The organism is Chromatiaceae bacterium (genome assembly GCA_024235395.1).
Taxonomy (GTDB): Bacteria; Pseudomonadota; Gammaproteobacteria; order Chromatiales; family Chromatiaceae; genus Thiosocius.
The window spans coordinates 813,362-826,698 of the sequence record JACKMK010000002.1 but is presented as its reverse complement, the minus strand read 5'-3'; the positions used below and the strand labels follow the sequence as shown (position 1 = coordinate 826,698).

11 protein-coding genes are annotated in these 13,337 nt (G+C 65.6%); 10 read left to right on the top strand and 1 reads right to left on the bottom strand.

Translation table 11 applies throughout. From position 1 onward, the window contains the following. The first annotated feature begins 2 nt into the window (after positions 1-2). From H6955_11890 to H6955_11875, 4 genes are all read left to right on the top strand, one after another. Complete coding sequence (locus H6955_11890) at positions 3-239, top strand: hypothetical protein (GenBank protein MCP5314258.1); 237 nt, start codon at positions 3-5, stop codon at positions 237-239. A gap of 45 nt (positions 240-284) precedes the next feature. After that, entirely contained in the window at positions 285-3,014 is a 2,730-nt protein-coding gene (locus H6955_11885) for a cation-transporting P-type ATPase (protein MCP5314257.1), read from the top strand. Positions 3,015-3,125: 111 nt separating this feature from the next. Further along, a complete protein-coding gene (locus H6955_11880; GenBank protein ID MCP5314256.1) occupies positions 3,126-3,581 on the top strand; it encodes an Hsp20 family protein in 456 nt (151 codons plus the stop codon). A 71-nt stretch (positions 3,582-3,652) separates the two neighbouring features. Then, positions 3,653-5,011 carry a DegQ family serine endoprotease gene (locus H6955_11875; protein MCP5314255.1) on the top strand — a complete coding sequence of 453 codons (1,359 nt, stop codon included), beginning with the start codon at positions 3,653-3,655 and terminating at the stop codon, positions 5,009-5,011. A 91-nt stretch (positions 5,012-5,102) separates the two neighbouring features. On the opposite strand, the gene H6955_11870 is transcribed toward H6955_11875, so the two are convergent. Next, positions 5,103-5,309: a hypothetical protein gene (locus tag H6955_11870; protein MCP5314254.1), complete on the bottom strand. Its 207-nt coding sequence runs from the start codon at positions 5,307-5,309 to the stop codon at positions 5,103-5,105. 682 nt (positions 5,310-5,991) lie between these two features. On the opposite strand from H6955_11870, the gene H6955_11865 reads away from it, so the two are divergent. From H6955_11865 to H6955_11840, 6 genes are all read left to right on the top strand, one after another. Beyond that, positions 5,992-7,929: a sigma-54-dependent Fis family transcriptional regulator gene (locus H6955_11865; protein ID MCP5314253.1), complete on the top strand. Its 1,938-nt coding sequence runs from the start codon at positions 5,992-5,994 to the stop codon at positions 7,927-7,929. An 85-nt stretch (positions 7,930-8,014) separates the two neighbouring features. Continuing rightward, positions 8,015-8,518 (top strand): 6-carboxytetrahydropterin synthase, encoded by a 504-nt coding sequence (locus H6955_11860; protein MCP5314252.1) that lies wholly within the window; start codon positions 8,015-8,017, stop codon positions 8,516-8,518. Next, positions 8,511-9,062, top strand: a complete 552-nt coding sequence (locus H6955_11855; protein MCP5314251.1) for a flavoprotein — start codon at positions 8,511-8,513, stop codon at positions 9,060-9,062. Before H6955_11860 ends, H6955_11855 begins: the two co-directional genes overlap by 8 nt. Then, positions 9,038-10,438, top strand: coding sequence for a dihydropteroate synthase (locus H6955_11850; protein ID MCP5314250.1), 1,401 nt, complete (start codon positions 9,038-9,040; stop codon positions 10,436-10,438). Before H6955_11855 ends, H6955_11850 begins: the two co-directional genes overlap by 25 nt. Before the next feature lie 38 nt (positions 10,439-10,476). Further along, positions 10,477-11,700, top strand: coding sequence for a hypothetical protein (locus H6955_11845; protein MCP5314249.1), 1,224 nt, complete (start codon positions 10,477-10,479; stop codon positions 11,698-11,700). Further along, entirely contained in the window at positions 11,694-13,328 is a 1,635-nt protein-coding gene (locus H6955_11840; protein ID MCP5314248.1) for a formylmethanofuran dehydrogenase subunit A, read from the top strand. Before H6955_11845 ends, H6955_11840 begins: the two co-directional genes overlap by 7 nt. Positions 13,329-13,337: the final 9 nt, after the last annotated feature.

Sequence of the window (13,337 nt, the reverse complement as noted above, 5' to 3'; positions counted from 1 at the left end):
CCATGCCGCATGTCATCGTCGATCCCGAATCCGTCTCGCTGCAGGAACGCTTTGCGCTGATCAAGACGCCGCGCAAGACGCGCCAGCGTTATCCCGAGGCCTGTGTCACGGTCGTCGACAGCGCAGAGGCCGCGCACGCGAAGGCCGATCCGGAGCGGCGCTTGCATCCGGCGGTCGTCTACGGCCCGTCGGTTTCATCGGAGAGCCAGCGGATCTACTATCTGGTGCGCTGGCTCTGATCAAAAAACGGCCATCCCGCCACACAGGTTCGAGTCGGCAGACTGATGGACACGGATAGGCCGATAGAGACCCAAAGTCCCGTGTGGCACGCGATGCCGACCTCCGAGGTGCTCGAAGTGCTCGGCAGCCGCGAATCCGGGCTGGAATCGGACACGGCGGCACGACGCCTCGCCGAGTACGGACCCAACCGGTTGCCGCAGACCCGGCCGCGCAGCCGCCTGATGCGCCTGCTGGCGCAGTTCCACAACGTGCTGATCTATGTCCTGCTCGGCGCCGCGGGGGTCACCGCGTCGCTGCAGCACTGGGTCGACACGGCGGTGATCCTCGGCGTGGTGCTGGTCAACGCGCTGATCGGATATGTCCAGGAAGGCAAGGCAGAGGATGCGCTGGCGGCGATCCGGCAGATGCTCGCATCCCGTTCCCTGGTCATCCGCGACGGGCGGCGCGTCACGCTCGACACCGCCGATCTGGTGCCGGGCGACATCCTGCCTTTGCAGGCGGGGGACAAGATTGCCGCCGACCTGCGACTGTTGCACGCACACGGCATGCGCATCGACGAGGCCGCATTGACCGGAGAATCGACGCCAGTCGACAAGAGCGCTCACGCCTGCGCCGAACACGCGGTCCTCGCCGACCGCCGCCCAATGGCGTACTCGGGCACCCTGGTCACCGCCGGCCAGGGACTGGGCGTGGTGGTCGCCACCGGGCGCGACACCGAGCTGGGACGGATCAGCACGCTGGTCGCACAGGTCGAACAGCTCACGACGCCGCTGTTGCGTCAGATGGCCGAGTTCGGCCGATGGCTGACGCTGGGGATCGTCGCGCTGGCCGGTTTCAGCTTCGTCTACGGCGTCTGGGTGCGCGACTACACCGCCAGTGACATGTTCCTCGCCGCGGTCGGTCTTGCGGTGGCCGCGATCCCCGAGGGACTGCCCGCCATCATGACCATCACGCTCGCGATCGGCGTGCAACGCATGGCGTCGAGCAACGCGATCATCCGCCGTCTTCCGGCCGTCGAGACCCTCGGTACCTTGTCGGTGATCTGCTCGGACAAGACCGGCACCCTGACACGCAACGAGATGACCGTGCGGGCCCTGGCCCTGCCCACCGGCGATTTCGAGGTCCGCGGTACCGGCTACGATCCACACGGCGGCTTCAGCCAGGATGGCCGGGAGATCGATCCGCAGACGCACGCCGGCGCGGTGCAGAGCCTGCGTGCGCTGCTGCTGTGCAATGACGCGAGTGTGCACAACCAGCACGGACGCTGGGTCATCCAGGGCGATCCGATGGAGGCCGCGCTCGGTGTAGCGGCGATCAAGGCCGGTCTCGACCCCGACCTCGAGGCGCAGCGCTACCCGAGAACCGACCTGATCCCGTTCGACACGGCACACAAGTTCATGGCGACGCTGCACCACAGTCACGACGGGCAATCGTTCCTGTTCGTCAAAGGTGCGCCCGAACAGGTGCTGCAACACTGCAGCGCGGAATGGTCGGCGACGCACCCGGCCGGCGCTTCCCTCGACGTGGCGGCCTGGGAGGCGCGCATGGAGCGACTGGGTGAACAAGGGTATCGGGTGATCGCCGTGGCGATGAAGCACGCCGACGGCCAACCGCAGGAACTGCGTTTCGCCGACGTCGAACAGGGGCTGCAGCTGCTCGGCCTGTGTGGTTTGATCGACCCGCCCCGCCCCGAGGCGATCGATGCGGTCGCGACCTGTCAGGGGGCCGGGATCCGGGTCAAGATGATCACCGGCGATCACCGTGTCACTGCGCGTGCGATCGCCGCCCAGATCGGCGTACGCAATACCGCCGAAGTGCTCGCCGGCCAGGACATCGCGTCGATGACCGACAGCGAGCTGAGCGCCCGGGTCGAGGACATCGATGTCTATGCCCGCGTGACGCCGGAACACAAGCTGCGCCTGGTGCAGCTGCTGCAGTCGCACGGTCGCGTGGTCGCGATGACCGGAGACGGGGTCAACGACGCCCCCGCGTTGCGACGCGCCGATGTCGGTGTCGCGATGGGGCGGAGCGGGACCGAGGTCGCGAAGGAATCGGCCGAGATGGTGCTGACCGACGACAACTTCGCGACCATCGTCAACGCGATCAGGGAGGGACGCACGGTCTACGACAACCTGCGCAAGGCGATACTGTTCATCCTGCCGACCAACGGCGGCGAGGCGCTGGTGATCCTGTTCGCGATCCTGCTCGGTTTCGAGGCGTTTCCCCTGACCCCGGTGCAAATCCTGTGGGTCAACATGATCACCGCCGCCACGCTGGCGCTCGCGCTGGCATTCGAGCCACCGGAGCGCGGCATCATGCGGCGACCGCCGCGCGACCCGCGCATGCCGGTGCTCACGCCGCTGTTCCTGTGGCGCATCCTGTTCGTCGCGCTGATCCTGGTCGCCGGCACCTTCGGGCTGTTCATCTGGGACATAGGACGCGGGTCCGACATCGCGCACGCGCGCACCGTGGCGGTCAACACCCTGGTGATGTTCGAGATCTTCTATCTGTTCAACTCGCGCTTCATCGTCGAACCCGTGTTGAGCCGCGATGGCCTGCTCGGCAATCGATACGTGCTGGTGGCCGTGGCCATACTGGTGCTGTTCCAGCTCGGCTTCACCTACCTGCCGCTGAGCCATGCACTGTTCGGCACCGCGCCGCTGGCGCCCGGGGTCTGGGGTCTGATCGTCCTGGTCGGATCGAGCGTTCTATGGCTGGTCGAACTCGAGAAACTCGCCGTGCGCCGATTGCCACGCCGCCGACCGACCTCTTGAAAAGCATCCGGCCGCCCCTATCTCCCCGCCACGGGTGCTTCACGGGCCCGTGCAACGGCGGTTCGTTACGAACGCCTTTTCTATTTTGTTGCTTTGCATGAGGACAAAACCATGACGACTTTTGATTTCACCCCGCTGTTCCGCACCGCCATCGGTTTCGACCGCCTCGCTCACGCCCTTGAGACGGCAAATCGCGCCGAGGCCGGTGGTTACCCCCCGTACAACATCGAACTGACCGGCGAGGACCAGTACCGGATCAGCATGGCCGTCGCCGGCTTCACCGCGGACGAGATCGACATCGAGGTGAAGGAGAATCGGTTGACGGTCACCGGCAAGAAGGACGCCGATGTTGCCGACCGCCGGTTCCTGCACCGTGGCATCGCCAACCGCAACTTCGAGCGCAGCTACCAACTCGCGGACTACGTGCGCGTGGACGGCGCTGAACTGAAGGACGGCCTGCTGCACATCGACCTGGTACGCGAGGTACCGGATTCGATGAAGCCGCGGCGCATCCAGATCCGCGGCAGCGAAGAGAAACTCATCGAGAGCAAGGTCGAAGCGGCCTGACAGAGCCTTTGAGTCGACGCCCCCTGGCGGTCGCAAGATCGCCCGGGGGCAAACGAAGGAGTCACGCTTCCATGCGCCAGACAGGCCATGTGCTGCTGATGTGTCTGTGCCTGTTCGGCACCCTGCCGGCATGGGCCGCGCTGCCCGCCGAGATGGACGGCCAGGCGTTGCCGAGCCTCGCGCCGATGCTCGAGAAAGTGACACCGGCCGTGGTCAACATCTCAACGGTCAGCGTGGTGCGTGCCGAAAACCACCCGCTGCTGCGCGATCCATTCTTCCGCTGGTTCTTCGAACTGCCCAGCGAGACCCGCAAGAAACGCAACCAGAGCCTGGGATCGGGCGTGATCGTCGACGCGCGCCTGGGACACATCCTGACCAATCACCATGTCATCGAGCAGGCAGACGAGATCTACGTCACCCTGCACGACGGGCGGGAGCTGAAGGCGGAACTCCTCGGCACCGACCCCGAAACCGATGTCGCGCTGCTACAGGTCGCGTCCGACGACCTGGTCGCGGTTCCTCTGGCGGATTCGAATGCATTGCGCGTCGGCGATTTCGTGGTGGCGATCGGCAATCCCTTCGGCCTGAACCAGACCGTGACCTCGGGCATCGTGAGCGCACTGGGACGCAGCGGTCTCGGTATCGAAGGCTATGAGAACTTCATCCAGACGGACGCCTCGATCAACCCCGGCAATTCCGGTGGGCCCCTGGTCAACCTGCGCGGTGAACTGGTCGGCATCAATACCGCGATCCTGGCGCCGAGCGGCGGCAACGTCGGCATCGGGTTCGCGATCCCGATCAACATGGCCGCGGCCATCAGGCGCCAGATCGTCGAGTTCGGTGGTGTACAACGCGGCACCTTCGGCGTATCGACCCAGAATCTCACCCCCGACCTGGCGCGCGCCCTGCACTTGCCTCCCGATAGCAAAGGTGCAGTCGTTACCGGCGTGGAGCCGGACTCTTCAGCCGCACGCGCCGGCCTGCGCGCAGGCGACCTGATCGTGCATCTGAACGAGCACACGGTACGCAGTGCGACCGATCTGCACACCCAGTTCGCGCTGATGCGTGTTGGCGACCAGGTCAATCTCGACATTCTGCGTGACGGCCGGAGTCAGCGACTCGCGGCGCGGATCGCCGATCCGTTCGAGGGTTACGTCAGCGGCGGCCAGGTGCATTCCCGTTTCGACGGGGCACTGCTCGGCGAGGTCGTCGACGAATCGGGTCTGGGCAGGAATCCGGGGATCGCGATCGGCCGGGTGGACGAAGACAGCACCGCGTGGAACAGCGGCCTGCGCGCCGGTGACGTGCTGTTTCAGGTCAACCGTGTCCGGGTGCGGACACTCGGCGAATTGCACGATGCCGCCCAGGGCGGCGTGAATCAGATCCGATTGCGCCGGGGCGACCGGCTGATGACGTTGGTCTCGCGCTGACCGCGCGAGGGTCGACACCGCCCGGTGACAATCGATCGCTCCGCGGCATCCACTGCGATCCGGCTGTCCCGGGTCGCGCCTGTACCCGGGATCAGCGACCGGCGCAATCGCGCATCGGGCGACCGAGCCGATCCGCGACACGCGGAAACACCAGCCGTTCGACCGCCGGCGGATACTGTGGGTCGCGTGGCCTCGAAAAACAGCCAGACAGGCTGTCCATGCTCTGCGCCGCAATCACCTGCGAGCGACCTTCGGGCGCCCCGGAATCGCCGGGCTGAATACCAAACCGCGTGTTCATGACCAACACCTCCTACATCTGAGCTGGCCGGGCATCGCACGGGACCGATGCCTTTGACTGAATCCGAGCAAAACCCATACCGAAAAATTTATTCGCTTTGTTTTCAGCGTATTGGCAACGCTGTCTCACGACAGATCGAGCACCAGGCGGCGCCGGCGGAAAAAAAGCTGACAGTCGACGCCACCACCGCGCAAGGACCCGCACGAGCACGGTCGAAACCCGCTGCGTGCTCTATACTGGAACCAAAAGATCCGGCATACGGACGTGAGATGTCGGAAGGCCCCTGATCAGGGGGTCGGTCGCGCGAAGGAGCCCTCAAGACCACCTGCGTTCCCAATCCCGACAACCCAATTCGCGCCGAGGATCACACTCGGACGCAGCGAATGGTGTAAATATTGCTTCCAAGGCGGTGCGATCGAGCGGATTGCTGTACCGGTGGGCTGCGCAATGGGCCCGGAAGCAACGATCTGGCGATCGTCGGGCCGGTCGATCCGGCCTGTAAATGTGCCGACCCTGGCCGATTGAGGCCGGCCCGCGACCCCCACCAGGTCCGGGTCAGAACGCGGGGCCCGCCGACGCGATGCGTCGCGGCAGGGGCGCCGTCGAATAACTACAGGTACGGTGACCGCAGCGCAGTCCAACGCCCTGCCGCCAACCGGTGCCATACGACAGAGGAATAGTGATGGACCTAATCACCGGGAAAACCCACGGCGGCCAAGTGGCCGATGCCGTTCGTGGCAACCGGTCCGCGACCCTGGCCATTAACACCAAGATCATCGATTCGTGGCGGCGTTGCATCAACGAGTACGAACTCGACCCCGAGCGCCTGCCCGAACCGATCGTGGTCGACCGCAGCGAACTGCTCGACCGCCAGGAAAAGCTGTGCACCCTGGCCGAGATCGCTCGCGCAGAGATGACCAATCTCTACCAGCAGGTTGCCGGTTCGGGTCACGCGATCCTGCTGACCGACAACGACGGCGTGGTGCTCAACTATGTCGGCGACCCGATGTTCACCGGTACCGCGTCGAAAACGGCATTGCAGACCGGCGCAGTTTGGACGGAACAGGCGCAGGGCACCAACGGCATGGGCACCTGCCTGGTCGAAAAGCGTCCGCTGATCATCCACCAGGATGAACACTTCTTTACGAAGAACACCAAGCTGACCTGCTCTGCGGCGCCGATCTTCGACCCCACCGGCGAACTGCTGGCGGTACTGGATGCCTCGAGTGACTCCAGCCGCGCACAACAACACACCATGGTGCTGGTCAACATGTCCGCGCAGTTGATCGAGAACCGGTTGTTCCTGTGTCGCATGCGCGACAACTATGTGTTGCGTTTCCACAGTCGGCCGGAGTTCGTCAGTACGCTCGGCGAAGGCGCGATCGCGTTCGATGGTGACGGGCGCATCGTGGCCGCCAATCGCAGCGCGTTGTTCCAACTCGATGCCAGCGACACCCAGAGCCTGCTCGGCAAGCCGGTCGAGGAACTGTTCACGATCCGCATGAACGATGCGCTGGAGAACGCCCATCAGCGCGCCGGTACGCAGCACACCGTGCACGAGACGCACCAGGGGCGGCGTTTCTTCGCGACTTTCCAACCGCCAGCGAGCACCATCGAGAGCCCGGCCAACCGCCGTTGTCCGGCCCAGGTGCAGCGTCGTTGCGGCAAGGCCACGCCGGAACTGGACGGGCTGGAGTTCGGCGACACCCGCATGCGACGCAACGTGGAGCGCGCGAAGAAGCTGCTCGAACGCGATATCCCGTTCATCCTGCTCGGCGAAACCGGGACCGGCAAGGACCTGTTCGCCACGGCAGTCCACCGCTCGAGCAACCGCGCCGACAAACCCTTTGTTGCGGTGAACTGCGCCTCGCTACCGGAGACGCTGATCGAAAGCGAGTTGTTCGGCTACAAGTCCGGCGCCTTCACCGGTGCCAGCCGTGAGGGCTCGCGCGGCAAGATCGTCCAGGCCCATACCGGCACCCTGTTCCTCGACGAGATCGGCGACATGCCGCTGCATCTGCAGGCCCGGCTACTGCGGGTGCTCGAGGAGCGCGAGGTCATCCCGCTCGGCGGCGAGGTCCCGATCAAGGTCGATATCCGCCTGATCAGCGCGACCCACAAGGACATCCGCAGCCGGGTCGAGGAAGGCAGCTTCCGTGAAGACCTGTACTACCGCCTTAACGGCATCAGCCTGCAGATGCCACCTTTACGCGACCGCGAAGACCGGCGCCAGCTGATCAAGCACATCCTCGATCAGGAGGCCGGCGGGGCCGAGATCGTCGAGATCGACGAGCAGGCGCTGGACGTCCTCGATCAGTACGACTGGCCGGGCAATATCCGCCAGCTGCGTAGCACGCTGCGCACGGTGATCGGCCTGTGCGACGGTCCGGTGATCCGGGTCGACGACATACCGGAGGAGATCTTCGGTGCCGCGACCTGCAACGAGGCCGCCCAACGCTTCCGCCCCAGCAACCCGCTGGACATCGCCGAGCGCGACGCGATCATGCGCGAACTCGAGGCCGCCCACTGGAACATCACCCGGGTTGCGTCGAAATTGAACATCAGCCGTAACACCCTGTACCGAAAAATGAAACGGTTCGACATCAGGCCCCCGCGTTGACCGGGATGGCCGGCGGAGCACTTCGCGGGACCTGTTGGCCCGCCGCTTGCAACTGATTGAGCGTATTACCGGCCTCGGGGACACCATGTCGACGTCCATCTATGCAGTTCGCGTCAGTCCGGGCGAACTGCATTTCAACGCCGCACATTTCATCACGTTCAACGGTGTCTGCGAGAACATCCATGGGCACAATTTCCACGTGCGCATCGAGGCCCGCGGCGACAACACCGGTGACGCGTTCGTGGTCGACTTTGTGCTGCTGAACCGGCTCGCGGCCGCGATCTGCCGCGAACTGCACGACGGTGTGCTGGTGCCGCAAAGCGGCGACGAGATTGCCGTCGAGGTACGGGACGACGACCTCGTCGAGATCCGCAGCTACGGCAAACAGTTCATCCTCAGCCGCACCAGCTGCATCCTGCTGCCGATCCCGAATACCACGGCCGAGATGCTCGCACGCCACATCAGCGACCGCCTGCTGACCGAGCTGCGGGCCAACGAAGCACTCGGCAATCTGAACTTCCTCGAGGTGGCGGTCGAGGAGGCCGACAACCAGTGGGGCGTCTGCGGCCGGGTGATCGAGCATGCATGAGCGCGGACGCATCGCATGGGCAATCACCGGCTCAGGGCACTACATTGAAGAGTGCCTGGAGATCGCCGAACGCCTGCCACTGCTCGATCTGTTCCTCAGCGAGGCGGCGGCAGAGGTCCTGCAGGCCTATGGCCACCCGGTCAAACGGCTCAAGGAGCGCTTCCGGGTGTTTCGCGACAGCACTGCGAGCGCACCGCCGGTGGGCTTGTTCTACAAGGGGGTGTACGACCTGCTGGTGATCGCCCCTGCCACCTCGAACAGCGTCGCCAAGATGGTCCTCGGGATTTCCGACACGCTGGTCACGAACGTCTATGCGCAGGCCGGCAAGTGCCGGGTTCCGAGCATCGTGTTCGCCTGCGACGCGGCACCCGAGATGGACACCAAGGCACCGGGTGGCATGGTCAAGGTCTATCCGCGTCCGATCGACCTGCAGAACACCGAGCGCCTGAAGGCGTTCGAACACACCCGGGTCGTCACCAGCCTGGATGCGCTGCGTGACGCCCTGCCGGCCGCCGAACCATGTCCGAACATCTCCTCTTTCTGACCGGCTCGCTGGCCGCCCCCAGCCTGCACCGTGTGCTGCACGATCTGCAGGCGCCCACGTTCTCCTGGGAGGTCCGCGAGCTGGGACTCAAGGTCGCCGCACTGATGACCGCTGACATGATCCTCCGGCGCCTGCCAGACATTGGGCGTGCCGACCGGGTCATCCTGCCGGGGCGCTGCCGAGGCGATCTCGCGCGGTTGAGCGACCATTTCGGCGTGCCGTTCGAGCGCGGACCCGAGGAACTGCGTGACCTGCCCGAGTGGCTCGGACAGGCAGGCCGGCCGATCGACCTGAGCCGGCACGACGTGACGCTGTTCGCGGAGATCGTCGACGCACCGCGGCTCTCCCTGGACGGCATCCTCGCCCGTGCCCTCGCCCACCGCGCGGACGGCGCCGAGGTGATCGACCTCGGCTGCCTCCCCGAACAGCCTTTTCCGCATCTCGCCGAGGCGGTCGCGATGCTGAAGGAGGCGGGCCTGCAGGTCAGCGTGGACTCGCTGCTCGATGAGGAACTGATCCGCGCCGGCCAGGCCGGCGCCGACTACCTGTTGAGCCTCACCGAACAGACGCTGTGGATCGCCGATGAAGTGCCGTCGACGCCGGTGCTGATTCCGGCACAGGCCGGCGATCTCGACAGCCTGCAGCGGGCCTGGGAGACGTTGCACGCCGCGGGGCGCGCGGCGCTGGTCGACCCGATCATGGAGCCGATCCATTTCGGCTTCGTCGAATCGATCGTGCGTTACCGCGAACTGCGCCAACGCCTTCCGGACGCCGCGCTGATGATGGGCATTGGCAACGTCACCGAGCTGACCGAGGCGGACACCTGTGGCATCAACGCCGTGCTGTTCGGTATCGTTTCAGAACTGCGCGTCGCGGCGGTACTCACCACCCAGGTCAGCCCGCATTGCCGGTCGGCGATCCGCGAGGCCGACCTGGCGCGGCGCATCATGTACCGTGCCCGCGAGGACGGCACCCTGCCCAAGTTGCTGCATGGCGGCCTGACCGGTCTGCACGAGCGCAAACCGTTCCCCTACGATCGACGCGAGATCGAGCGGGCCGCTGAAGCCGTCAAGGACCGCAATTTTCGCATCCAGGTCGCCGATGACGGCATCCATATCTACAACCGCGAGCTGCATCGTATCGCCGACGAGCCGTTTTCCCTGTTTCCTCATCTCGAGGTCGCGCAGGACGGCGGACATGCATTCTATCTCGGTGTCGAACTCGCGCGTGCGGAGATCGCGCTGCGGCTGGGCAAACGTTACACCCAGGACCAGCCGCTGCGCTGGGGTGCCGCACTGGCCGAACAGGCCGACGACCGGCTCGAGTATGCGGAACCGGCATCCACCAAAGGCACCAAGTCCGCGGCCGGCAGCTGAAGCCCATTGGCGCGCCTCTTGCTGGGATGCCCATTGCCATGGCCACACGATCCGACGACACCGCACTCGACGGCGACACAACCGGTCGCCCCACGCTGGTCTGCCCGTTTTGCGCGCTGCTTTGTGACGATCTGTCACCGCCACAGCGCGACGCCGACGTGCTGACCGAGCCGCACCGCTGCGCGCTGGCGACCGCCGGTTTCTCGCACGCTCTGCAGGCGACCGAGGCCACCCCGACGATCGCCGGCACGCCGGTCGGCTGGACCGAGGCAATCGACCAGGCACGCGCCCTGCTCGAAGCGGCCCGGGCACCCTTGATGCACGGCCTGGTCGGTGATCTGCTCGACTGCAGCGCTGCGCTGCGACTCGCCGAGCGGTTCGGCGGTGTCGTGGACCACCGCAGCGGCGCCGCTGTGGCCGACGGCCTCGCGGTGTACCAGGACAGCGGCTGGTTTGCGGCCAGTCTGGGCGAGGTGCGCAATCGCGCCGACCTGATCGTGTGGATCGGCGCCGATCCCGACGACCTGATGCCGCGCCTGAGACAACGCCTGCTGCAGGCAGCCGACCGCCTGCACACGGAACACCCACCACAGGTAGTGCATCTCGACCAGGACGCGCTCGAGATCCTCGACCAGGTGCGCGTGCTGCAGCGTGCGCGCCCGCTGCCGAACCCGGATCGGCGTGCGGTCGACCTGCACGAACAGATCCTGCGCAGCCGCTACCCGGTACTGGTACCACTACTGAAGGATCACCGGTTCGCGGAGCAGGTGCTGCGCTCGGCAGGCGACCTGGTCGGGCAGCTCAACGGGAGTGGACGCGCGGCGCTGTTGATGTTGGCGACCGACATCGGTGCCGCAACGGCATTGCAGGCCAGTGCATGGCATTGTGGATTCGGTCTGCGTACCCGGTTTGCGCACGGTTGCGCCGAACAGGACCGGGTACGTTTTGCCGCCCCGCGGCTGTTGGCCGATCAGGAAGTCGACCTGATGGTGTGGTTCAGTAGCCTCAGCGACGACCCACCGCCGGCATGCCGCCAACCCACGATTGCGATCGGCCATCCGCAGATGCGGTTCGACGGTGCACCACCGCAGGTGTTTCTGCCGGTCGCAGTCCCGGGTGTGCACCGCGCCGGGTACATGCACCGTGCCGATGGTGTGCACATGCTGCCGTTGCGGGCGATCGCCGCGTCTTCGCTGCCCGGCACCGCACAGCTGGTCGCGCAGCTGCTCGACGCCGATCAGACGGAGGGTCGGACATGTTGACCCGTCTGGTCGGCGCTCGGGTCTACGATCCCGCGAACGAGGTCGCCGGCGAGGTGCGCGACGTCTGGATACGCGACGAACGGATCTGCGCGGCCCCGAGCGACGCGCAGAGCGCCGATCAGACCATCGAGCTGCACGGCAAGGTCATGATGGCCGGCGCGATCGATATTCACAGCCACATCGCCGGCGGCAACGTCAACGGGGCGCGCGTCCTGCTGCCCGAGCAGCACCTCGCCGAACGCGCCCGCTACGCGCGTCTGCCATTCGCCGGCGCCAAGTGGTCGAGCTTCGACACCGGTTATCGCTACGCCGAGATGGGCTTCACCACCGTCGTCGAGCCCGCAGTGCTGCCGATCAACGCGAGCCAGGCGCACGCCGAACTGGCCAGCATCCCGATCATCGATACGGCCGGGCTCGCGATCCTCGGCAACGACGATTTTCTGTTGCGGCTGTTGCGCGACGGTGCCGAGCAGCAGCGGATCAACGACTACGTCGCCTGGACGCTGCACGCGACACGCTGTCTCGGCGTCAAGGTCATCAATGCCGGTGGCGCCGCGGCATTCAAGTTCAATCAGCGGCACATGAGTCTCGATGAACAGGTGCCGATGTACGGTGTGAGTTCGCGCGCCATCCTGAACGCGGTGCAGCGCGCGGTGTTCGAACTGGGTATCGCCCATCCGGTGCACGTGCATTGCAACAACCTCGGCGTCGCCGGCAACGTGCAGACCGCGCTGGCAACGATCGATGCCGCGGACGGCCTGCCGATGCACCTGGCGCACGTGCAGTTCTACGGTTATGGCGACGAGGGCAAACGCGGCTTCTCGTCCGGCGCACGCGCCCTCGCCGATGCGGTCAACGTGCATCGCAACGTCTCGGTGGACATCGGCCAGGTGATGTTCGGACAGACGGTCACGATCTCGGGTGACGTGTTGCGACAGTTCGACGCGCGCGGCATCGCCAGCCCGCGTAAACCCGTGATCTGGGAGGCCGAGGATGGGGGTGGCGGCATTGTGCCGTACCGTTACCGGGCCGCGAACTACGTGAATGCGCTGCAATGGGCGATCGGCCTGGAGTTGTTCCTGCTGATCGACGACCCCTGGCGGGTGTTTTTCACCACCGACCATCCCAACGGGGCACCGTTCACCCGCTATCCGGAACTGTTTCACCTGCTGATGGATCGTGAGCACCGCAACCGCTGGCTTTCCCGGATCAACGCAGAAGCCGCGGACGTATGCCTGTTGCGTCACCTCGAGCGCGAATACGACCTGAACGATATCGCCGTGATGACCCGCGCCGCACCCGCCCGGCTGCTCGGACTCAGCGACCGCGGTCACCTGGGTGTCGGCGCGCGTGCCGACATTGCGGTGTATGAGGAACTGGACGACAAGGCGGCAATGTTTGCCGGTGCACATATGTTGTTCAAGGACGGGCGCCAGGTGGTGTACAAGGGGCGGGTCACTCAGTCGTGCCCGGGTCGTACGCATGCCGTAAACCCCGAGTTCACGCCCGGCATCGAACGCGCCATCGGTACCTATTTCGACCGCTACCATTTCATGAGCCCGACGAATTTCAAGCTCTCGGTTGCGCACCTCGCGGAGACCCTGGGCCACGAAATCGTCCTCCATTGAGGACCTGTC

Coding starts and splice junctions, on each gene's coding strand:
- H6955_11840 (MCP5314248.1), top strand. CDS start 11,694: ATGTTGACCCGTCTGGTCGGCGCTCGGGTCTACGATCCCGCGAACGAG.
- H6955_11850 (MCP5314250.1), top strand. CDS start 9,038: ATGTCCGAACATCTCCTCTTTCTGACCGGCTCGCTGGCCGCCCCCAGC.
- H6955_11860 (MCP5314252.1), top strand. CDS start 8,015: ATGTCGACGTCCATCTATGCAGTTCGCGTCAGTCCGGGCGAACTGCAT.
- H6955_11870 (MCP5314254.1), bottom strand. CDS start 5,309: ATGAACACGCGGTTTGGTATTCAGCCCGGCGATTCCGGGGCGCCCGAA.
- H6955_11845 (MCP5314249.1), top strand. CDS start 10,477: ATGGCCACACGATCCGACGACACCGCACTCGACGGCGACACAACCGGT.
- H6955_11875 (MCP5314255.1), top strand. CDS start 3,653: ATGCGCCAGACAGGCCATGTGCTGCTGATGTGTCTGTGCCTGTTCGGC.
- H6955_11890 (MCP5314258.1), top strand. CDS start 3: ATGCCGCATGTCATCGTCGATCCCGAATCCGTCTCGCTGCAGGAACGC.
- H6955_11865 (MCP5314253.1), top strand. CDS start 5,992: ATGGACCTAATCACCGGGAAAACCCACGGCGGCCAAGTGGCCGATGCC.
- H6955_11855 (MCP5314251.1), top strand. CDS start 8,511: ATGCATGAGCGCGGACGCATCGCATGGGCAATCACCGGCTCAGGGCAC.
- H6955_11885 (MCP5314257.1), top strand. CDS start 285: ATGGACACGGATAGGCCGATAGAGACCCAAAGTCCCGTGTGGCACGCG.
- H6955_11880 (MCP5314256.1), top strand. CDS start 3,126: ATGACGACTTTTGATTTCACCCCGCTGTTCCGCACCGCCATCGGTTTC.